Origin of the sequence: Streptomyces sp. RerS4 (genome assembly GCF_023515955.1) — a bacterium.
Lineage (GTDB): Bacteria > Actinomycetota > Actinomycetes > Streptomycetales > Streptomycetaceae > Streptomyces.
The window spans coordinates 541254-561607 of the sequence record NZ_CP097322.1 but is presented as its reverse complement, the minus strand read 5'-3'; the positions used below and the strand labels follow the sequence as shown (position 1 = coordinate 561607).

Below are 20354 nucleotides of genomic sequence, written 5' to 3'. Positions count from 1 at the left end.
ATGGTGGGGGCGTGGATCTGGACATGGCGCAGGTGCGTGCCTTCGTGCACGTCGCCCGGGAACTGCATTTCGGCCGGGCCGCCGGGGAGTTGGTCATCTCTCAACAGGCCGTGTCCAAACGGATCGGGCGCCTGGAATCACAGCTCGGCACGAAACTGTTCGAGCGCCTCGGCCACGGCGTGGCCCTCACCGAGACGGGTCGGCGCTTCCTCGAACCGGCCCGGCGGGCACTGGCCGCCGCCGATGACGCGGTGGCGGCGATGACGAGCGAGAACCGCCCGCTGCGCGTCGACGTGTGGGGGCACCTCTACGCCCCGATGCGGACGCTGGCCCAGGTGGCGGGACGGACCCGGGCGCCCGCGCCGGCGTTGGAGCTGAGCCATGGGCGCGACCTGTCGACGGTGACGACGGCGCTGCTGCACGGCGACATCGACGCCGCCTTCGGTCGGGTCCACCCACCGCTGCCCGCCGGTCTGACGCACCGTCTCGTCCGCCTGGAACCCGTGGACGCCGTCCTGAGCGCGGCCCACCCGCTCGCGGGCGAGCCGGCGATCCGGCCGGAGCAGCTGCGCGACAGCGTGTTGTGGGCACCCGGTGCGACGCTGGACCGGCTGGACTTCCTCCGCCGGTTCGCCGACCACTTCGGCATCCGGGAACGGGCCGGCGGCGTCAACCTGGGCCTGACGCACTTCCTCGCCGAGGTGGTGCGAGACCCGCGCCGCTTCTCGCTGCTGCCGGCCGACGTGCCCCTGCCGGACATCCCCGGCCTGCGCTCCGTCCCCCTGGTCGACCCGACACCGCTGTACGCCTGGTCGCTGCTGTGGCGCACCGGAACCACCCACCCCAGGCTGAGCGACCTCGCCGCCGCCTGCGCCGCGGAAGCCGGACGCAGCCGGTGGCTGGAGTACACCCCGGCCCACGACTGGCCGGCCCACGACTGGCTCCCCGAACAACCACCCCACGTCCCCGGCCCGGCGACGGCCCCACGGCCGCCCGCCGTCCCAGATGCTCGAAGCGGCGCGTCCCCCATGTCGCGCGGTCCGGGCGCGGGCCGCGGCTGAGGGGCAGCCGGGCGGGGCAGGCCTCGCGTCATCGCGGGACGAGCACCGCCGCGAAGGCGAGCAGGACCACCACCGTCCCGCCGATCGCCAGCGCGAGGGCCACCCTCGGCAGTCGCGCCGTGAACCGCTCCAGCACTTGGTAGAGCGCGGTGAGGGCGAGCAGCGCGACCGTGACGTGCAGCAGAAGCGCCAGGCTCAGCCCGACGACCGCGCCGGCGATCCGGAAGGGTCCCCAGAGCAGCGCGGTCGCCAGCGGGAGGACGACCGCGCCCGACAGGCCGCCGACGAGCTCGACGCACCACGGCCGCTCGCCCATCCACGGCAGCTGCGGAATTCCTGGGACCGCGACGTCGAAGAGGTCGAACGACGCGCAGACGCCGAGCGAGGCGATCAGGACGACGGTCAGGGCCGCGGTCACGCGGTAGCGCCACGCGAGCGCCTTCGACCAGCCCGTGCCCCTGCCGTCGAGCATCGTCGCCGTCGCCACCGCCGACCAGATCAGCCACCGCCGGATCAGCGCGGTACCGGAGTCCGCCATCGCGTCGCGCAGGACGCGGTCGGCCTCCGCGCGCAGCACGACGTGCCCGTCGGTCGAGGTGTACGTCGGGTCGCCCGGCGGGTGGATCAGTCCGTCGTGCAGCAGCGTGGCCGGCAGGTGCTCCCCGGTCTTCGGCACGAGCCAGGTGAACAGCGCGGGCACGGAGGTCAGGTCGCTACGGAAGGTGCGGGTGCGGCGCGGCACGAGGAGCTCGCCGAGGTGCCGGTCGCGGTAGGCGATGCGGCGCGACATCGCGAATTGCTCGCGACCCCGCTCGGCGACCCGGACCAGCTCGATCCGGGCATCGCAGCCGGGGTCGGGCGGGACCTCCGGTTGCCCGGCGTCGGCGTCGGCGTCGACGCCACCGTCGTAGAACCGGGCCGGCTGCATGGGGACCGGGCCCTCGGGTTCCCGCCTCATCGCGGGCGCACGGAGGGGCCGGGCGGATGGGCGCTCACGGAGAAGCCGTCGGACGCGGACATGCGTACCTCCCTGTCACCGCACGGATGTGTACTCCGTACCCCGTACGCGGTGCCCCGTACCCAGTGCCCCGTACCTACTCGACGAACTCCTGGTCCCCGTACCGCACTTCGGCCTCGTCCCAGTCGACGCCGAGCGTCGTGGTGAAGGCGCGGGCGAGCGGGAGGTCGGACAGCGGGGCGATGAGGACCAGGCGGCCGTCGAGGGCCACCGAGCCGCCACCGAGGCGTTCGCGGGCCTCCGGATCCGCGACCAGGGCGTCGTGCAGGCGGGTCGCGCTGACCCCGTCGGCCTGGATCTCCACCGCGTCGGTGTCGGGCGACGTGCGCGGCAGGCAGCGGAAGGTCAGGACCGACTCCTGGTCGTACCGCTTGCGCAGCACGTCGGCGATGTGGTGCAGGCCGTCGCGGTCGACCCGGGCGACGTCGAACTCACGCGAGCGCTCGTACGTGGCCTGCCCCAGCCGGCTCGACCAGAAGACGCCGTCCAGCAGGGTCGACGGGCCCGGCCGCGCGCCGTGCGCGCGGATCACGCCGCGCACCTCCCGGTCGAAGTGCCGCAGTTTCGTGTCCAGTCGGGGGTCGGCCGGATCCGTGATGATCTCGGTGTTGTCGGTGGCGAAGATCTCCGCCGTCGGGCAGTGCGCGGACTCCGTACCGGCCTGGGCGCCGCCCGTGGCCGTCGGTCCCAGCGCCAGTACCCCGGCAGCGACCAGCACACCCCACCGCTTCATCATCCAACTCCCTGTCTGCGCACGTGTGATGCCGCACTCGGGCGGAGGCGGCGACCTCATCCTAGGAAGGGGACGCGGTGGCGAGCGGGGTTCATCCCCCGAACGGCGGACTACCGACACCCTGATCGGCGGTTTCGAACGCCGAACAGGGTGTCGGGGTTGACAGGCGACCTCGGCGACGCCGGCGCGGGCCGTCGAGGGCGAGGAGCGGCCCGCGGCCCGTCAGACGCCCGCAGCGTGGTCCTCGGGCAGGCCCGTACCGCCCATGCGCGTGAGCAGTCCGCTCAGCGCCGCGACCTCGTCGCCGGACCAGTCGGGTGCGCCGAACACCTCGGCGGCGACCTGCTCGGCGGCCTTCAGGCAGTGGCCCAGCCGCTCGCGGCCGGTATCCGTCAGCGCGGCGTACGCGACGCGGGCGTCACGGGAATCCGTCTCCCGTACGACCAACCCGATCCGCTCCAGGGGCACCAGCCCCCGGGTCACGCCCGAGGCCGTCAGGCCCAGCGCCTGCGCGAGGTCGACGCGCCGCATCCGACCGCCCTCGGCCCGCCCCAGGTGCAGCAGGGTCATGAAGTCCGCCAGGCTCACTCCGTGCAGCGAGCCCAGCCGAGAGTCGAAGCGCCGCACCAGCGCCGCCTGGGCCTTCACCAAGCGCAGGGATACGTCCAGCGCCTCACTCATTGCAGTCTCCTTGAGTCCTCAAGCTTCTTTGGTTCGATCATGGAAACCCGCAGAAGCTTGAGGAGTCAAGGAGATATTCAGTAACCGGCCGCCGCCCAGGCCCTAAGGTGAGCCCGTGGCGACTGACATGAACACGAACGACGACACGTACGACGACACGTACGACGACCGGGTCCTCTACGGATGCATGGGCCTGGGAGGCACCTGGGGCCCCGAACCCTACGGCCCCCTCGACGTCGACGCCGCCGAGGCCGCGATCCACGCCGCCCTCGACAACGGCATCGCCACCTTCGACCACGCCGACATCTACCGCCACGGCAAGGCCGAAGCCGTCTTCGGCGAGGTGCTCGCGCGTACGCCCGGCCTGCGCGAGCGGATCACGCTCCAGACCAAGTGCGGCATCCGTCTCGTCGGCCCCGGCAGCCCCCAGATGTACGACCTGCGCCCCGAGCAGGTCGTCCGCCGCGTCGAGGAGAGCCTGACCCGCCTGCGCACGGACGTCATCGACGTACTCCTCCTGCACCGCCCCGACCCCCTCGCCGACCCCGACGCCCTCGCCGCCGCGCTGATGTCCCTGCACCGGCAGGGCCTCGTACGGCACTTCGGTGTCTCCAACACGGGCGCCGCCCAGATCGCCCGCCTCCAAGCCCGCCTCGACGTACCCCTCGTGGCGAACCAGCTGGAGATGAGCCTGCGCAGCCGCGACTGGGTCGAGGCCGGGGTGCTGCTGAACACCCCCTCGGCCGCCGGCAACGGCTTCCCGTTGGGCACGATCGAGCACTGCCTCGACCACGGCATCCGCCTCCAGGCCTGGGGCGCGCTCGCGAACGGCCGCTACACCGGCCTCCAGGAGACGCCCGCCGAGCACGCCACCGCCGAGCTGCTCGTCGAACTCGCCCGCCGCAAGGACACCACCCCCGAGTCGGTCCTGCTGTGGTGGCTCATGCGCCACCCCGCCCGGATCGCGCCGGTCATCGGCACCTCCCGCCCCGCACGCATCCGCGCCTGCCGCGACGCCGCCCTGCGCGAGCCGGACCTCACGCACGAGGAGTGGTACCGACTCTGGACGACGGCACGCGGGCTCCCCCTGCCCTGACGCCCCACGCCCCACCGGCTCACTTCTTCGAGGGGCCGGGGGAGAGGTGGGCCACCACCTCGGCCAAGTCCTCACAGACCTGCTCGATCCGCCGGCGGATGTTGTTCTGCTCCGTCACCATCGCCGACAGCAACAGCCCGGTCAGCGCCGCCGCCCCGTTGAGCGCCTGGAGGTTGAGCATCACCTCGAAGACGGTGTGCCGCGCGAAGGGGCCGTCCCGATCCGTCGCCGACGCGATCGCGAGTACGGACACCAACAGCGCGCACGGCGCACTGCCGGCCAACTGGAAGCGCACCGCCGCCCAGATCAGCAGCGGGAAGACGAGGAACAACAGCGACAGCGAGCTACGCGTCGTCACCACGGTCACGGCCGCGGCCGTGACCAACAGCGCCGCCCCCTCGGCCACCCGGTACGGGTCCACCGGCAGCCGGGGCCTGCGCAGGGCCAGCAACAGCGGGGTCACCAACAGCACCCCCATCGTGTCCCCGACCCACCAGGCCGCCCAGGCCGGCCAGAACCGCACACCCGACAGCTCACCGGTGAGCAGCAGCGTCCCGGCGCCGGCGCTCGCGCTGATCAGCATCGGCAGCAACCCGCCCAGGAACACCAGGGCCGACCCGTCCCGCAGCCGGTCCAACTCGGTGCGGAAGCACACCCCGCGCAGCAGCGCGTACGCGCACAGCGGCGCCAGCACGTTCCCCGCGACGATGATCAGCCCGGCGGGCTCGAAGGAGCTGATCCGCTCGATCGCGAAGTACGTACCCAGGGCGATCCCCGGCCAGACCCGCGGGCCCATGCGCAACAGGCAGGCCAACGCGATCCCGGTCGGCGGCCAGAGCGGCGTGATCACCGCGCCGTCGAACACCACCTGCTGGAGCAGACCGAGCCGCCCGGCGACGTAATAGAGGACGGCGACGGCCAGGATCCGCAGAAGAGCCACGGCCGGGCCTCGCCACTCCACGGTGCGCACCACAGCATCAGACAACAGCCCGGCCGCCCCCGGGCACCGTGACACGCGCGGCCACCCCTCAAGCTCGGCCGGGACCCGCGCGGGGGGTGTTCCTCACGCCCCCAGCGCGTCATGGCTGAGGACGAGGACGGCGGCGTCGTCGGCGTGCCCGGTCGAATCTGCGACCCTCATCACTTCGGCGGCGAGTTCGTCCGGATCGGCGCCCGCCGCCTCCCGCACGATCCGCGACACCCGCTCCAGTCCCACGTCGATCGGGAACGACGGCCCCTCGACCACGCCGTCCGTGAGCAGCACGATCGACCCGGCCCGCGTCAGGCGCCGGCGCGTCACCGCGTACGAGGCATCGGGCAGGGCGCCGAGCGGCGGCCCGCCCGTGTCCTCGGCGATGCCGTACCGGCCGTCGACCGTCGCCCAGACGGTGGGGACGTGACCGGCCCGCGCACTCTCCAGGTCCCCCGTGCGCGGATCGACGCGGAGGAGGCTGCACGTGGCGAACAGCTCGCGGTCCATCGCGAGCAGCACCTCGTTCGCCCGGCGCAGCACCTCGCCCGGATCGCCGACGACGGAGGCCACCGCCCGCAGGCAGACCCGGACCTGGCCCATGAAGGCGGTCGCGGCGACGTCGTGGCCCTGGACGTCGCCGATCGAGAACGCCACACCCTCGGGCGGCACGCAGAAGCCGTCGTACCAATCACCGCCGATGTCCAGCCCCTGCCGGGCGGGCGCGTACCGGGCGGCGCTGCGCAGCCCCGGTACGACGGGCAACGTGGCCGGCAACAGCTCCCGCTGCAGGGCCTCGGCCAGCTCCACCCGCGCCCGCTGGAACTCGGCGCCCTCGCGGGCCCGCGCGGTGAGTTCCCCGAGCATGGTCAGCAGGTCTGCGCTCCCCGGCCGAGAGGGGCGGCGCGGGGTCACGGACGGCTCCCGTGTGGACCTCCGCGCCCTCCGCTCCGAAGGCCACCGCGACGTGCATCCATGTGTCCCCGCTCGTTCGCCCCTCGCCGCGCGAGAGGCACGCGCTCATCATATTTCGGCCCGCCCGGGTGCGCCTGCCCGCGCCGACAGGGCCTCCCACCAGCGGATACCGGCTCCGACCCGGCTACGTGCCTTCGGCCGGGCGCGGCCCGAACGGCGGATGTCCGGCCGCCGGCCGGGGCGAGGAGGCGCGGAACGGTTACGGATGTCCGTACCGGCTCCAGGCCGGCCACCGACCCCATCCCCCGGGAGACTCCGATGAGCTGCATCAACCGACGTGACCTCGCGCTCCTGGCCCTGCGGGCCGGTACGGGCGCCGTACTGATCGCGCACGGGACGCAGAAGCTCTTCGGGTGGTTCGGGGGCGGGGGCCTGCAGGGCACGGCCGCCGCCATGGAGCACATGGGCTTTCGGCCCGGCAAGCCGGCCGCGATCGCCGCCGGCCTGGGGGAGGCGGGGGGCGGGGCGCTGCTGGTGCTCGGGCTGGCCACCCCGGCCGCCGGAGCGGTGGCGGCCGGGGCCATGGCGGGGGCCGTGTCGGTGCACGCGCCCGCCGGCTTCTTCGCGCAGGCCGGCGGCTACGAGTACCCCGCCTTCCTCGGCTTCACCGCGGCCGCCGTCGGCCTCGCCGGCGCCGGCCGGTACTCCGTCGACCACGGCACCGAGCACGTGTTCGACCAGCCGTGGATGGTGGCGCTGGCCTTCGCGGGCAGCGCCGTCGCCGCGTACACGGTCGTCGCGAGGCGCGCGGTGGGCCAGAAGGCGGCGCGGAACAACGGGGAGAGCGGCGTGGGGAACAGCGGGGAGAACGACGGGGCCTGAGTGCCTCAGCCGCCGTTCTGCGAGAAGTGCTGGTAGTCCGGAGGGCTCCAGCGGCCGCCCCAGTACCAGCCGACCTCCCGGAAGGCCCGGACCACGACCCCGTCCGGGGTGATCATCCCCGGGCGGACCCGGGAACGGTCGAGGTACGTACGGCCGTTCGGGGGATGGCTGGTGCCGTGGATGTCGACGTACGGGTTCTCGACCGGGTTGATGTCGATGGCGTCGCCCCACGCGTGCCGTGACAACCGCCGCACGTCCCCGGTGACCTGCCGGCAGTTGAAGGCGGAGGTGTTGTCGTCGGCCATCGCGGCGGCGTCGTCGCCCCCGTACGTGGCCATCACCCGCATGCGGCGTATCGGGAACCGGTCGGCGAACGCCTCCTCGAAGACGCGCAGCACGGGAGCGACCACGTCCTCGTGCACCACCAGCTCGCCGTGGTGCACCTTGCCGTCGAAGCCCCAGTGGTTCATGCGTATGAGCCGCAGCCGCTCCGGCGGCACCGGGCACCCGGCGCGGTGGCCGGCGCCCAGCTTCCCCGCGGGAACGGCCGTGACGTGCGCGGACAGCGCCTTGACCGCGCGCTCCGGCACGACCCGGAAGCGGGATTCGGGCGGCGCCGCCGTACAGGACAACACGGTCGCGCACAGGGTGCCCGCCAAGGCGGTGCAGGCGAGGCGATGGCTCACGGCTCCACCGTAGGTTCGCCGGTCCCGCCGGGCACGCCGAGCCGGCTGCCGGCGCTCCTGACAGAGGCCGCCTCTCTATGTAATGTCACATTGCATGACTTTCTTACGTCGCGCGGCCCTCGCCGCCGCCCTCATGGGCGTCTGCGCCGTCCTCCCGCCCACCACCGCCCACGCCGATCCGTCCCCCGACTGCCGCACCACCGCCCCCACCGCGGCCCCCGACCCGGAGCGCGCCCGCCTGAGCGACCCGCGCACCGCCGCCTTCCCCCGGCGCGCCGCGCTCGACGGCTTCGTACGCCGCTTCCCGGCCGCCCTGTGCACCGCCCGCGACACCGCCGGAGCCGAACGGCTCCTCGACGCCTGGGGCGAGGCCCTGTGGCAGGCCGCCGTGAACCGGGCCCAGGGGCGGCGTCCCGGCGGCGACCTCCCCGCCGGCGACGACCGGCCGCTCTACTGGGCCCGGCTCGCCATGACCGTCGACCTCGACCGCTGGCAGCCGCCCTTCCCCGTCGACCGACAGGCCCTGCGCACCCGCTTCGAGGACGCCTCCCGCGGCCTCACCTCCAACGACTTCCGCGCCACCCCCGGCGTGCGCCGCGTCTTCGTCAGCGGCTTCGACCCGTTCGGACTGGACGCCGAACTGCGCCGCGCCAACCCCTCGGGCTCGGCCGCCCTCCAGCTGAACGGACGCCGCGTGACCCTCGCCGACGGCACGCCGGCCGAGATCCGGGCGGTCGTCCTGCCCGTGCGCTACGCCGACTTCGACGCCGGCATCGTCGAGCGCGCGTACGGCCCCCGACTGGCCGCCGGACCGCGCGCCGCACACATGATCACCAGCATCAGCCAGGGATACCCCGGCCTGTTCACCCTGGAGGCCTGGGCCGGCCGCTCCCGCTCGGCGGACCCCTACCCCGACAACACGGGCGCCCTCTCCGGCGGCACGTTCGACCACCCCGTCACGGCGCCCGGCATGGGCCCCGGCGCGGAATTCCTGCGCACCACCCTGCCCACGGACGCCATGACCGCCGTCCAGAGCCCCTACCCGGTACGCCTCAACACCGCCGTCACCGAGATACCGGCCGGCGGCGACAGGCCCGTGACCCGGGAGGACGGGCCCACCCCGGGGTCGCGCGCCGTGGCCGGCGGAGGCGGCGGCTACCTCTCCAACGAGGTCGCCTACCGGTCCAACCGCCTGCGCCTGGAGCTGCGTCCCGAGCTGCCGGGCGGCCACCTCCACACGCCCGTACTCACCGGACTGCCGGCCGACCCCGCGCTGCTGACCGGCGCCGACTTCGAGCACAACGAGAACGCCATCACCGCCCAGGTGCTGGAGGTACTGCGCCACTCCCGCTGACCCGCCGTCACTCCCGCCGGTCGCTGAGACCGGCGGGAGTACACCAAAAAACGCCGCGTCCCCTGCGGGGGCGCGGCGTTGCGTGCTGTCAAAGAAGGACCAGTCTCCCTGGCCACTCTCAACTTATAGCGCACAGGGGGGCTTGCGGCAAGGCCCCCTTGGTACCGCAGAATCACGGATCACAGCCCGGCACCTGCGGAAAGAAGACATGAACTCCCTGACCACCAGCGCTTTTCAGCTTCCCGACCACCTCGCGCCCAAGGCCGACCCGGCACTGATCGCCGGCGACGAGCGGCACTTCGCGGCCCTCACGGAAAGCCTGGAGCAGGCGATCGCCGAACTCTCCGAGCGTCTCGACGCCCTGCGCCGGGCACCCGGCGGCCTGGGCCGGGAGGCGATGGACCGGGACGCGGAGATCCACCGGCTCACCGGCCGGCTGCGCGCCCTGCGCCGCTTCGGCTTGGACGTGTGCCTCGGCCGCATCGTCGGCGCGGACGACCCCGAGCCCCTGTACATCGGACGGTTCGGCCTCACCGACGGCGCGGGGCGTCGACTGCTCATCGACTGGCGCTCTCCCGCGGCCGAGCCGTTCTTCGCCGCGACCCACGCCAACCCGATGGGTCTGACGAGCCGCCGCCGCTACCGCTGGACCCGGGGCCGGATCGGCGACTACTGGGACGAGGTCTTCACCAGCGACGGGTTCGAAGGACACGCCGCGCTCGACGACCAGTCGGCCTTCATCGCGAGCCTGGGCGGCAACCGGTCGGCCCGCATGCGCGACGTGCTCGGCACCATCCAGGCCGACCAGGACGCCATCATCCGCGCCGGTTCGCGCGGCGCCCTCGTCGTGGACGGCGGCCCGGGTACGGGCAAGACCGTCGTCGCCCTGCACCGCACCGCCCACCTCCTCTACTCCGACCCGCGCCTCGGTCACCGTCGGGGCGGCGTGCTGTTCGTCGGCCCGCACCAGCCCTACCTGGCCTACGTGGCCGACGTACTGCCCAGCCTCGGCGAGGAGGGCGTCCAGACCTGCACCGTGCGCGACCTCGTCGCCGAGGGGGCCGCGGCGCCGCCGGAGAGCGACCCGGAGGTGGCCCGCCTGAAGGCGTCCGCGGACATGGTGAAGGCGATCGAGACGGCCGTCCGGATGTACGAGGAACCGCCCACCAAGGGCATGACCGTCTCCACCCCCTGGGCGGACATCCGGCTCACCGCCGACGACTGGGCCGAGGCGTTCGAGGCGGCCACCGGCATCCCGCACAACGAGGCGCGCGAGCACATCCGCGACGAGCTGGCCACGATCCTGCTGGACAAGCTCGACAGCGACGACGTCTCGCCCGACCAGTTCCGCAAGTCCCTGCGGTACGACGAGGAACTGGTCGAGGCCCTGAACGGCGCCTGGCCGCTGCTCGAAGCGGCCGAACTCGTCGGTGACCTCTGGTCGGTACCCGCCTACCTGCGCAGGTGCGCCCCGTGGCTCGACCGCGACGACGTACGGACGTTGCAGCGCGCGGACGCCCAGGCCTGGACCGTCTCCGACCTGCCGCTCCTGGACGCGGCACGGCAGCGCCTCGGCGACCCGGACGCGGCGCGCCGGCAGAGCCGGCGCAACGCCGCCGTCGCTGCCGAACGCGAGCGCATGGCCGGCGTCATCGACGACATCCTCGCGGCCGACGACGACGGCGAGGGCGCGGTGACGATGCTGCGCGGACGCGACCTCCAGGACAGCCTGATCGACGAGTCCGCCCTGACCGCCGTCGACCCGGACCGGCTCGCGGGCCCGTTCGCGCACATCGTCGTGGACGAGGCGCAGGAGTTGACCGACGCGGAATGGCAGATGCTGCTGCTGCGCTGCCCGTCCCGGAGCTTCACCATCGTCGGGGACCGGGCGCAGACCAGGGTCGGTTTCACGGAGTCGTGGCGGGAACGGCTGGAGCGGGTCGGGCTCGACCGGGTCGAGGTGGCCTCCCTGAGCATCAACTACCGCACCCCGGAAGAGGTCATGGCGCAGGCCGAGCCGGTCATCCGGGCCGCGCTCCCCGACGCCAACGTGCCGACCTCGATCCGCGCCAGTGGGATCCCCGTCGCGCACGGATCCGTCGAGGACCTGCACTCGATCCTCGACGGCTGGCTCGCCGAGCACGCCGAGGGCGTCGCCTGCGTCATCGGCACGTCCGAGGTCGCCGGCTTCACGCCGACATCCCGGGTCCGGTCGCTGACTCCCGGCCTGTCGAAGGGACTGGAATTCGACCTGGTCGTCCTCATCGACCCGGACACCTTCGGCGAGGGCATCGCGGGAGCGGTCGACCGCTACGTCGCCATGACGCGGGCGACGCAGCGGCTCGTCATCCTGAAGAGCGCCTGACCGGCTAGTAACCCCAGCGGGCCTGACCGCCGTCCTGGCGGCAGTGGATCAGGCGGCCGTTCGCGGCGTGGGTGGAGCGGCCGACGTCGGCCTTACGGCAGTACTGGCCCGCGTTGTAGCAGTTGCCGGCGTTGGAGACGATCTCGCACCCGGCGGGTGCCGGGTCGGCCTCCTGCGTCGGGGCCTTCGTGGTGGGGCGGGGCGCCGGCCGGGTGGTCGGGGCGGCGTCGGGCGCCTTGGCGTCCGCACCGGCGGTCGGCGAGGCGCTGCGTGTGGCCGACGGCGTCGCCGACGCGGTCGCGGTCGGGGACGGTGACGCGGTGGGCGTCGGCGTCGGGGCGGCCGAGGTGCGGCTCGGCGGTGCGGAGACGGCGGGACCGCCGCCCTCCGTCGGGCCGCAGGCGACGGCCGCCGCCGCCACGGCGAGGGTGACGAGGGCCCGGCGCAGGACGTCACGGGCCCGTGCACCGCGGTGCCGGTGCTGTCGGTGCTGCTGCTGGTGGTGCATGGTTCTGCCGTCGTCGGCGCTGTTCATAGGTACCCCCCACACAGGAATCCTGAAATGAAGGAACATCATATGAACGGGTGATCGAAGTGGGGGCGTGATTCGTGTGACCAACACACCCCCACTCCCGCACGCGTCAGCGCGCGTTGCGCTCCGGCAGGTCCACCTCGGCCGGGGCCGGCGCGGCCGGGGTCGTCGCGAAGCCGCGCGCCTTCGCCGCCGGCGCGGGCTTCTTGCCGCAGAACGCCGCCTCCAGCGTGCCGCCGAGCGCCGTGTTCGCCACACCTCGGTTCGAGGTGTTCGCCATGGCGGCGAGGCTGCGCTTGCCGTCACGGGTGGAGAACGCGTACGTGTAGAAGCCCTGCACGGTGCCCGTGTGCCCGTAGACGGAGGTCCCGCAGGACAGGTCGTAGCGGCGCAGGCCCAGACCGTAGAAGCGGGTGTTCGTCGCGTCGGTGGGGGTCATCGTGAGCATCTGGTCGAGCAGCGGCGCCGACAGCAGCTTTCCGGTCACCAGCGCGGAGGTGAAGGTGTTGAGGTCGGCCGCGTTCGAGATCATCGCGCCGGCCGACTGCGCCCAGGACACCGTCTGCTCGGTGGAGTCGACCAGCGGCAGCCCGGCCTGGTCGGGGGTCAGGTAGCCGTTGACGTGCAGGCCCTTGATCTCCGTCCTAGGGTGCACGTACGAGGTGTTGCGCATCCCCAGCGGCTTGATGATGCGGCGCTCGTACTCCTTGGCCACCGGGCGCCCCGAGGCCTTCTCGATGAGCATGCCGACGACCACGAAGTTGGTGTTCGAGTACGCGTACGACACGCCCGGCTCGGTGGTGCGCGGCTCGCTCAGCGAGAGCTTCACCAGCTCGTCGTAGGTGAACACCTTGTTGCGGACGGCCTCGAAACCGGGAACGGTGTCGTTGAACATCGCGTTCGTGTAGTCCGCGAGACCACTGCGGTGGGTCAGCAGGTGCCGCACGGTGATCCGGTCGTCGGGCAGCAGCCCCGGCAGGTAGTGGTTGACCGGGCTGTCCAGCTCGATCTTCTTCTCGGCCACCAGCTGCAGCAGCACCACCGTCGAGAAGGTCTTCGTGACGCTGCCGATCCGGAAGCGGGCCTTCGTGTCCATGGCGGCGCCCGTGGTCGTGTCACGGACACCGACCGTCTTGTTCCACACTCCGTCACGGCCGCTGATGCGCGCCATCGCGCCCGGCGCTCCGGCGGCCCGCGCGTTGTCCAAGGCCTTGACGAGGGCGTCGAGATCGGGCGCGGGCAGGCCGGAGCCGGCCTCGGCCGACCCGCCGGAGACCGGGGCGGTCGGGGCGAGCGGCGCGGCCTGCGCGACGGTCGCCGGCGCGACCCCCGCCACCACGGCCAGCAGGGCGGCACTGACGGCCAGGCGACGGTTCAAAGACGGGATCATGGGGGTTCCCTCGACTCGATCGGAGCGGTGTTTCGACCGCGAGCCTACGCAAGATCATGTGAAGGCGTGTCACCGTCTCGGCACAAGAAGGTCATCGCTCTCCACCGGCCGTCCACCTCGGCGAACGCCTCATCGGCGTCGGCGAAAAACCGGACCGTGCGAGTCCGCCCAAGGCCGGCCGGCCGGCGGGTCTACTGTCGGCGTATGGACGGTGATCGCCGAGGGTGGCGGCAGTGCGGGCTCGGCGGGGCCGTGTTCGCCGTGTGCATGGCCGGCACCACGCTGCCCACCCCGCTCTACGGGCTCTACCAGCAGAAGTTCGGCTTCTCCGAGCTGGTCGTGACCGTCGTCTACGCCGTCTACGCCTTCGGAGTCATCGGCGTGCTGCTCCTCGCCGGCAAAGCCTCGGACACCGTCGGCCGCCGCCCGGTCCTGTTGTGCGGGCTCGGCTGCGCCGCCGCCTCGGCCGGCTGCTTCCTCGCCGCCGACGGCCTCGGCTGGCTGTACGTCGGGCGGCTGCTCTCGGGCCTGTCCGCCGGACTGTTCACCGGGGCCGCCACCGCCTACGTGATGGAACTCGCGCCGTCCGGCGGTCGTTCCCGGGCCACCTTCGTGGCGACGGCGGCCAACATGGGCGGCCTCGGCTGCGGCCCGCTGCTCGCGGGACTGCTCGCGCAGTACGCGCCCGAGCCGCTGTACCTGCCGTTCCTCGTGCACCTCGCCCTGGTGGCCGCCTCGGCCGCGGTGCTCCTGCGCCTCCCCGAGACCGTGGGCGACACCCGCCCGGTGAGCGCCGTACGCCCGCGGCGCCCGAGCCTGCCGCCGCCGGTGCGGGCGGTGTTCACGCCCGCGGCGATCGCCTCGTTCGTCGGGTTCGCGCTGTTCGGGGTGTTCACCTCGGTCAGCCCGGCGTTCCTCGCGGAGTCCCTGCACGTGAGCGACCACGCCGTGAGCGGACTCGTCGTGGCGCTGGCCTTCTTCGCCTCGACCGCCGGCCAGTCGGCCGTCGGACGGATCGGCGTCGGGCGGTCCCTGCCGCTCGGGTGCGCCCTGCTCCTCGCCGGACTCGCCCTCCTCGCGGGCGCCCTGCACGCGGAACTCCTGGCGCTGGTCGTGCTGAGCGCGCTCGTCGGCGGCATCGGCCAGGGGCTGGCCTTCCGCGGCGCGCTCGCGGCGGTGGCCGAGGCCTCCCCGCCCGACCACCGCGCGGCGGTGATCTCGACCCTGTTCGTGGTCGCGTACACCGGCATCTCGATCCCGGTGATCGGCGTCGGGCTGCTCGCCGGCCCGCTCGGCCTCGAAGGCGCCGGGCTCGTGTTCATCGCCTGCATGGCCGCCCTGGTGACGATCGCCGGCGGCTACCTGATGCGCCGGCCGGTCCGCGCGCGGGACTGAGGCTCCTTAAGTCGTGTCCACTGCGCCGTCGGGGTGATCATCGTCCGCCGACGGCGGAGCATCGCCCGGAGGGGCGTTCCCCGGTGATCAGTTGGTCGTTGTCCCCTGGGTCGTCCGGGCGGCACCACCGCCGAGTTGGTCACCAAACGGAGGTGGTCACCAAACGGAGGTGGTCACCAAACGCCCTCAGGCCCGGCCGAAACACCCCGACCGACAGACCGTCCGTCAGAAGGAGTCCCTCGCATGTGTGTTCGTCCCCTGGCCCCCGCGTCCGGCATCGCCGGAACGCCCGTCACCCGCCGAAGGCTCCTCACCGGGGCGCTCGGTCTCGCGGCGGCCGGCGCCTGGGGCGCGGGCGGACGCGCGGCCGCGGCGGGCGGCACGAGCCCGCTGATCTTCGACTGCGACACCTGGGGCGCCCGCCCGCCCTCCGAGGACGTCGTGATCCTCGACGCACCGCCCCGGCGGATCATCGTGCACCACACCGCGACCCGCAACACCGACGACCTCTCGCAGAAGCGGGCCTTCGCGCTCGCACGGGCGATCCAGAACTACCACATGGACATGCAGGGCTGGATCGACACCGGCCAGCACTTCACCATCAGCCGCGGCGCGTTCGTCACCGAAGGCCGCCACCACAGCCTCGCCGAACTGTCGACGGGCCTGCGCCAGGTCCGCTCCGCCCACTGCGTCGGCCAGAACGACGTGTCCGTGGGCATCGAGAACGAGGGCACCTACACCCACGAGGAACCCCCGGCCCGCCAGTACCAGACCCTCGTAGCCCTGTGCGCGCACATCTGCGGCACGTACGGGCTGTCCCCGTCGGAGATCCACGGCCACCGGGACTTCAACGACACCCAGTGCCCCGGCGATCGCCTCTACGCCCTCTTGCCCCGCCTGCGCCAGGACGTCGCCCTGCGCCTCGGCGTGCAGCCCTGGCCGACGGAGGAGGAGAAACCGCGCCACCCCCACCCCTGGCCCGGCCCCGCCGAGTACCTCCCGCCGGAGTTCCTCACCCGCGAACTGCGGCGCTGGACCTCGCGCGGCTGAGCAGGGGCGCGGGAGGCGGGGACGCGTGGAGGCGAGGGCGTGCGCCCCGTTGAAAAGATCTTGCCGGGGCACGGCGGAGCACGGTACGGTCCCCGACCATGACCACGTACACCTCTCACAGATCGGGGGTCCCGTCCGCGCAAGGTGAGTGCTGATGCCCACTCACATCGCGAACGGCCCTTCCCACCCCGCCGACCTGTCCTTCTGGCTGCGCGTACGCGAGTACGCCGTGCCGCCCGCCATGATCGAGACCGCCACCACCCGCCGGCACGCCGGCGACTGGGCGGGGGCGTGCGCGGCCGCGGGCGTCGACGTCGACCTCGACCTGCGCTCCGTCTCCCGCGTCCACGGCCGGGAACGCGCCGCCCGGATCCGCGCCGACCTGCGCGCACTCGCTCCCGACCTGCTGCGCTGGCACATGCCCCGGATCGCCCCGGACGGACTGCTGCGCCCCGGCCTGACGATCGCCCTGGCCCGCTACGACGCCCCGACGCCGGACGGACCCCCACCGCTGTACCTCGTGGCCCGCACCCCGCCCGCCTGGGCGGACGCCGGCCAACGCATCTCCCTCGCCCTGTGGGACGGTTCCACCGAGCCCGCGCCCCGCCTGCACCCGCACCCCCACCCCAGCCGGCGCCACCGCCTCGACCTGCACCGCCACCTCTGGGACGCGCACCGCTCCGCCGAGCTGCGACCCCGGTCCGCCTGCGCGCTCCCGGCGCAGGGGGACCCGTACCCGTACCCGTACGAGCACGGGACGCATCCGGAACACCGCGCCCCGGCGGTCCACCAGTGGGCCGCAGAGGCGCGGATCCTGCTGCGCGCCGAAGGCCGGCCCGCCGGCCCCGTCGTCGTACGGCTCGACTCCCGCCGGCGCCTGCTGCTCGACGTGTCCCCGGAGGGCGCGCCCGCGTGCCCGCCGCCGCGGATCACGACCGTGCCGCTTCGCGACACCCACCGCGGTCTGCCGCTCCTGCCCGACGCGGCGGTGTGGGTCCCGCCCGACGTGGAACTGCTCCGCGCCGGGCTGCTCGGGCCCGACCGGCTGCACCCGCTGGTCGCCGCGGCGCTCGTACCCGGCCACGTACCGGCCGGTCCGCCCGTGACCACCGAACCGCCGGGCGGGCCACGCTTCGTGGACTGCCGGGGAGCGCGGCACCGCATCGCTCTCGTCGACGGGGTGCTGGTGGCGCTCGACCACGATCCGCGGGAGATCCACCGCGAGGAGCTGCTCGTCGCGCTGACCGGTACACCGCTGCCCTGCCTGCGCGCGATCGACGAGGCGCACCGACACCCCGACTGCCTCAGCGGGGTCCGCGAACGCCTGGACCACGGGGACGTCGCCGGCGCGCTGGCCGTCGTGGAGGGCCTGCTCGGGCCCGACGCCGTGCTGCGCGGCGGCGCCCTGCGCGACGAGCTGGAGGCGGCCGCGCGTCGGCGCATCGACCACGGCCTCTACCGGGCCGGTCTCGCCGGCCCCGGACCGGGCCCGGGACCCGGACCCCGGCCGGGACCACACCCCGTACAGCAGCGTGTTTCGGCCCGTCGCCGTCGCCGTCGCCGGCACCGGCGCCGCGCGACCGTCCGCTGACCGGGCCGCCGGCTCCCGGCCTCCAGCCCTTCTCTTCTCGTCTTCTTCTGCTCTTCTCATCCTCTTCGCGTTCCTCGAAACGCCCAAACCCCACACAGGTGATCCAACATGTCCTCATATGCCCCGTCCGCACCTGCCACCGGCCTCGACCACCCGTTCCCTTCGGACCCACTCGGCGTCGCCGACACGCTGTCGTCCCTGCTGAGTGACACCACCACCGAACCCCGCCCCGATCCGCAACTGGCGGCCCTGACCCTGTCCGTGGCCGCCGACCTGCCCGTCCTGCTGTGGGGCGAACCGGGCATCGGCAAGACGGCGGCGCTGACGCGGCTCGCCGAGAGCCTGGACCTCCCGCTCACCACCGTCATCGCGAGCGTGCACGAACCGTCCGACTTCTCCGGGCTGCCCGTCATCGGCGACGACCCCGCCGAACAGGGCGTCCCCATGGCCCCGCCGGACTGGGCCGTGCGCCTCGTACGGGCCGGCCGGGGGCTGCTGTTCCTGGACGAGCTGTCCACCGCGCCGCCCGCCGTACAGGCCGCTCTGCTCCGCCTCGTCCTGGAGCGCCGCGTCGGCGCGCTCCGACTGCCGCCGGGCGTGCGGATCGTGGCCGCCGCCAACCCGCGCGCCTCGGCGGCCGACGGCTGGGAGCTGAGCCCACCGCTGGCGAACCGTTTCGTGCACCTCCACTGGACCCACGATCCGGAGGTCGTCGTACGCGGCCTCGCCGGCACCTGGCCCCGGGCGACGCTGCCGGAGCTCAGGCCCGAACGGCTGGTCGAGGCCGTCGACTTCGCCCGCCGCGCCGTGTGCGGACTCCTCGCCGCCCGCCCCGCGCTCGTCCACCGCCTGCCCAGCGGCGAAACCCGTCGCGGCGGCGCCTGGCCCTCGCCGCGCACCTGGGAGATGGCCTTGCGGCTGATCGCCTTCGCGACCGCCGCCGACGCCTCCCGCGAGGTGCTGTCCCTGCTGGTGCGGGGCGTGGTCGGCGACGGCCCGGGGCTGGAACTGCTGGCGAGCCTCGACCGGATGGACCTGCCCGACCCCGAAACCCTGCTCGCCGACCCGGCCGGCGCCGTCCTCCCGGAACGGGGCGACCTGCGCCAGGCCGTCCTCGACGCGGTGGTGGCGGCCGTACGCAGCCGTCCGGACAAGGCCCGTTGGGACGCCGCGTGGGCGCTGCTCGTACGGGCGCTGGAGACCGGCGCCCCGGACCTGGTCGTCGTCCCGGCCACCACCCTCGCCGCCCTGCGCCGCGACGCGTGGGACGTTCCGGCGGCCATCGAACGCCTCGCCGGGGCCGTGAACCTCTCGCGCAAGGCGGACGAGGCCGCCGCCCGCACCGCCTCCCGCGCGGCGGCCGACGCGCGGGCCCGCCGATGAGCGCCACCACGACGCCGGGGACCCTCGACCGCGACAAGCTGTACGCCGCCCGGCTCCACGCCGCCCGCGTCCGCCCCTACCTGGCCACTGCCCTGTTCGCCCTGCACACCGTCGAGACCCGGCGGGTGCCGACGATGGCCGTCGACGCGCACTGGCGGTGCTACGTCTCACCGGCGTTCGTGGACCGCACGCCCGTGGAGGAACTGGCCGGCGTCTGGGTCCACGAGGTGTCGCACCTGCTGCGCGACCACCACGGGCGCGGCGACCGGGTCGCGCGCGAGCGCGGGCTGACCGGGCCGGGCGAGCGGCTGCGCATGAACATCGCCGCGGACTGCGAGATCAACGACGACGTCTTCGGCGACGGCCTGACCATGCCCGAGGGCGCCGTCACCCCCGCCGGCCTGGGGCTGGACGGCGGGCAGCTGATGGAGGACTACCTGCGCCAGTTCCGCCTCGGAACCGCCACGCGGGACATCGCCTGGCTCGACTGCGGCAGCGGCGCCGACGGACTCGAACGGGAATGGGACCTCGGCCCCGACGGCGCGCACGGGCTGAGCCCGCAGGAACGGGACGCGGTCCGCTTCCGGGTGGCGCGGGGCATCACCGGCCGCCCCGGCGACACCCCCGAGGGGTGGCGGCGCTGGGCGGAGGAGGCGTTCCACCCGCCGCAGCCCTGGCGGGAGCTGCTCGGCGCGGCCATCCGCGCGGCCGCCGCCGGATCCGGCGCCGGCGAGGACTACACGTACGGCCGCCCCGCGCGCCGGGCGACCGCCCTGCCCGGGGTCGTCCTGCCGAGCCTGCGGCGCATGCCGCCCCGGGTCTGCGTGGTCGTCGATACCTCCGGTTCGGTCAGCGACGCCGAACTGGGCAGCGCGCTCCTCGAAGTCGCCGCGATCGGGCGCGCCGTGGGCGGGCGCCGGGACCTGGTCACCGTCCTGTCGTGCGACGCGGCCGCCCGGGTCGTGCACCCGCTGTGCCGCGCGGAGGGGATTTCGCTGGTGGGCGGCGGGGGTACGGACCTGCGAACGGGTTTCGCCGCGGCGCTGAGGGCCCGACCCCGACCGGACGTCATCGTGGCCTTGACCGACGGCCAGACCCCCTGGCCGCGGACCCGGCCGGGGTGCCGGACGGTGGTCGGTCTCTTCCCCCGCCGCCACGGCTCCGGTTCGTGGGACGAGGACGACCCCGACTACGTCCCGGACACGCCGCCGGAGTGGGCCCGCGTGGTGGACATCGGCTGAGGCGGGAGGCC

18 protein-coding genes are annotated in these 20354 nt (G+C 73.8%); 10 read left to right on the top strand and 8 right to left on the bottom strand.

The features are described 5' to 3' along the window. Positions 1-11 precede the first annotated feature (11 nt). Positions 12-1061 (top strand): LysR family transcriptional regulator, encoded by a 1050-nt coding sequence (locus M4D82_RS02705; RefSeq protein ID WP_249764469.1) that lies wholly within the window; start codon positions 12-14, stop codon positions 1059-1061. 28 nt (positions 1062-1089) lie between these two features. On the opposite strand, the gene M4D82_RS02700 is transcribed toward M4D82_RS02705, so the two are convergent. From M4D82_RS02700 to M4D82_RS02690, 3 genes are all read right to left on the bottom strand, one after another. Continuing rightward, a complete protein-coding gene (locus M4D82_RS02700) occupies positions 1090-1989 on the bottom strand; it encodes a DUF1353 domain-containing protein (RefSeq protein ID WP_249764468.1) in 900 nt (299 codons plus the stop codon). 166 nt (positions 1990-2155) lie between these two features. Then, positions 2156-2812 carry a hypothetical protein gene (locus M4D82_RS02695; RefSeq protein WP_502989043.1) on the bottom strand — a complete coding sequence of 219 codons (657 nt, stop codon included), beginning with the start codon at positions 2810-2812 and terminating at the stop codon, positions 2156-2158. 222 nt (positions 2813-3034) lie between these two features. After that, positions 3035-3493: a MarR family winged helix-turn-helix transcriptional regulator gene (locus M4D82_RS02690; RefSeq protein WP_249764466.1), complete on the bottom strand. Its 459-nt coding sequence runs from the start codon at positions 3491-3493 to the stop codon at positions 3035-3037. 115 nt (positions 3494-3608) lie between these two features. Here M4D82_RS02690 and M4D82_RS02685 point away from each other — a divergent pair, with 115 nt between their 5' ends. Continuing rightward, positions 3609-4589, top strand: coding sequence for an aldo/keto reductase (locus tag M4D82_RS02685; protein WP_249764465.1), 981 nt, complete (start codon positions 3609-3611; stop codon positions 4587-4589). Positions 4590-4608: 19 nt separating this feature from the next. On the opposite strand, the gene M4D82_RS02680 is transcribed toward M4D82_RS02685, so the two are convergent. Both M4D82_RS02680 and M4D82_RS02675 read right to left on the bottom strand, forming a co-directional pair. Beyond that, positions 4609-5562, bottom strand: a complete 954-nt coding sequence (locus M4D82_RS02680; protein ID WP_249764464.1) for an MASE1 domain-containing protein — start codon at positions 5560-5562, stop codon at positions 4609-4611. Between the two features lie 90 nt (positions 5563-5652). Next, positions 5653-6474 (bottom strand): PP2C family protein-serine/threonine phosphatase, encoded by an 822-nt coding sequence (locus tag M4D82_RS02675; protein ID WP_249764463.1) that lies wholly within the window; start codon positions 6472-6474, stop codon positions 5653-5655. A 318-nt stretch (positions 6475-6792) separates the two neighbouring features. Here M4D82_RS02675 and M4D82_RS02670 point away from each other — a divergent pair, with 318 nt between their 5' ends. Beyond that, the gene (locus M4D82_RS02670; protein ID WP_249764462.1) at positions 6793-7356 is read left to right on the top strand and encodes a DoxX family membrane protein; all 564 of its coding nucleotides are present in this window, start codon (positions 6793-6795) and stop codon (positions 7354-7356) included. Between the two features lie 5 nt (positions 7357-7361). Here the strand turns inward: M4D82_RS02670 and M4D82_RS02665 are convergent, their stop codons facing one another. Next, positions 7362-8042, bottom strand: coding sequence for a M15 family metallopeptidase (locus M4D82_RS02665; RefSeq protein ID WP_249764461.1), 681 nt, complete (start codon positions 8040-8042; stop codon positions 7362-7364). Between the two features lie 94 nt (positions 8043-8136). On the opposite strand from M4D82_RS02665, the gene M4D82_RS02660 reads away from it, so the two are divergent. Further along, positions 8137-9396: a PA0049 C-terminal domain-containing protein gene (locus M4D82_RS02660; protein WP_249764460.1), complete on the top strand. Its 1260-nt coding sequence runs from the start codon at positions 8137-8139 to the stop codon at positions 9394-9396. A 208-nt stretch (positions 9397-9604) separates the two neighbouring features. Continuing rightward, entirely contained in the window at positions 9605-11761 is a 2157-nt protein-coding gene (gene helR, locus M4D82_RS02655; protein WP_249764459.1) for an RNA polymerase recycling motor ATPase HelR, read from the top strand. Positions 11762-11765: 4 nt separating this feature from the next. On the opposite strand, the gene M4D82_RS02650 is transcribed toward helR, so the two are convergent. Both M4D82_RS02650 and M4D82_RS02645 read right to left on the bottom strand, forming a co-directional pair. After that, entirely contained in the window at positions 11766-12296 is a 531-nt protein-coding gene (locus M4D82_RS02650; RefSeq protein ID WP_249764458.1) for a hypothetical protein, read from the bottom strand. 106 nt (positions 12297-12402) lie between these two features. Next, complete coding sequence (locus M4D82_RS02645) at positions 12403-13683, bottom strand: serine hydrolase domain-containing protein (RefSeq protein ID WP_249764457.1); 1281 nt, start codon at positions 13681-13683, stop codon at positions 12403-12405. Between the two features lie 204 nt (positions 13684-13887). Here M4D82_RS02645 and M4D82_RS02640 point away from each other — a divergent pair, with 204 nt between their 5' ends. The 5 genes from M4D82_RS02640 to M4D82_RS02620 all read left to right on the top strand — a co-directional run bounded on the left by M4D82_RS02640 (position 13888) and on the right by M4D82_RS02620 (position 20343). Further along, positions 13888-15078 carry an MFS transporter gene (locus M4D82_RS02640; RefSeq protein WP_249764456.1) on the top strand — a complete coding sequence of 397 codons (1191 nt, stop codon included), beginning with the start codon at positions 13888-13890 and terminating at the stop codon, positions 15076-15078. A 243-nt stretch (positions 15079-15321) separates the two neighbouring features. Continuing rightward, positions 15322-16128 carry a peptidoglycan recognition protein family protein gene (locus M4D82_RS02635; protein ID WP_249764455.1) on the top strand — a complete coding sequence of 269 codons (807 nt, stop codon included), beginning with the start codon at positions 15322-15324 and terminating at the stop codon, positions 16126-16128. Positions 16129-16282: 154 nt separating this feature from the next. Beyond that, positions 16283-17719, top strand: a complete 1437-nt coding sequence (locus tag M4D82_RS02630; protein WP_249764454.1) for a hypothetical protein — start codon at positions 16283-16285, stop codon at positions 17717-17719. 108 nt (positions 17720-17827) lie between these two features. Then, entirely contained in the window at positions 17828-19102 is a 1275-nt protein-coding gene (locus tag M4D82_RS02625) for an AAA family ATPase (protein WP_249764453.1), read from the top strand. Then, positions 19099-20343, top strand: a complete 1245-nt coding sequence (locus tag M4D82_RS02620; RefSeq protein WP_249764452.1) for a vWA domain-containing protein — start codon at positions 19099-19101, stop codon at positions 20341-20343. Before M4D82_RS02625 ends, M4D82_RS02620 begins: the two co-directional genes overlap by 4 nt. Positions 20344-20354 lie beyond the last annotated feature (11 nt).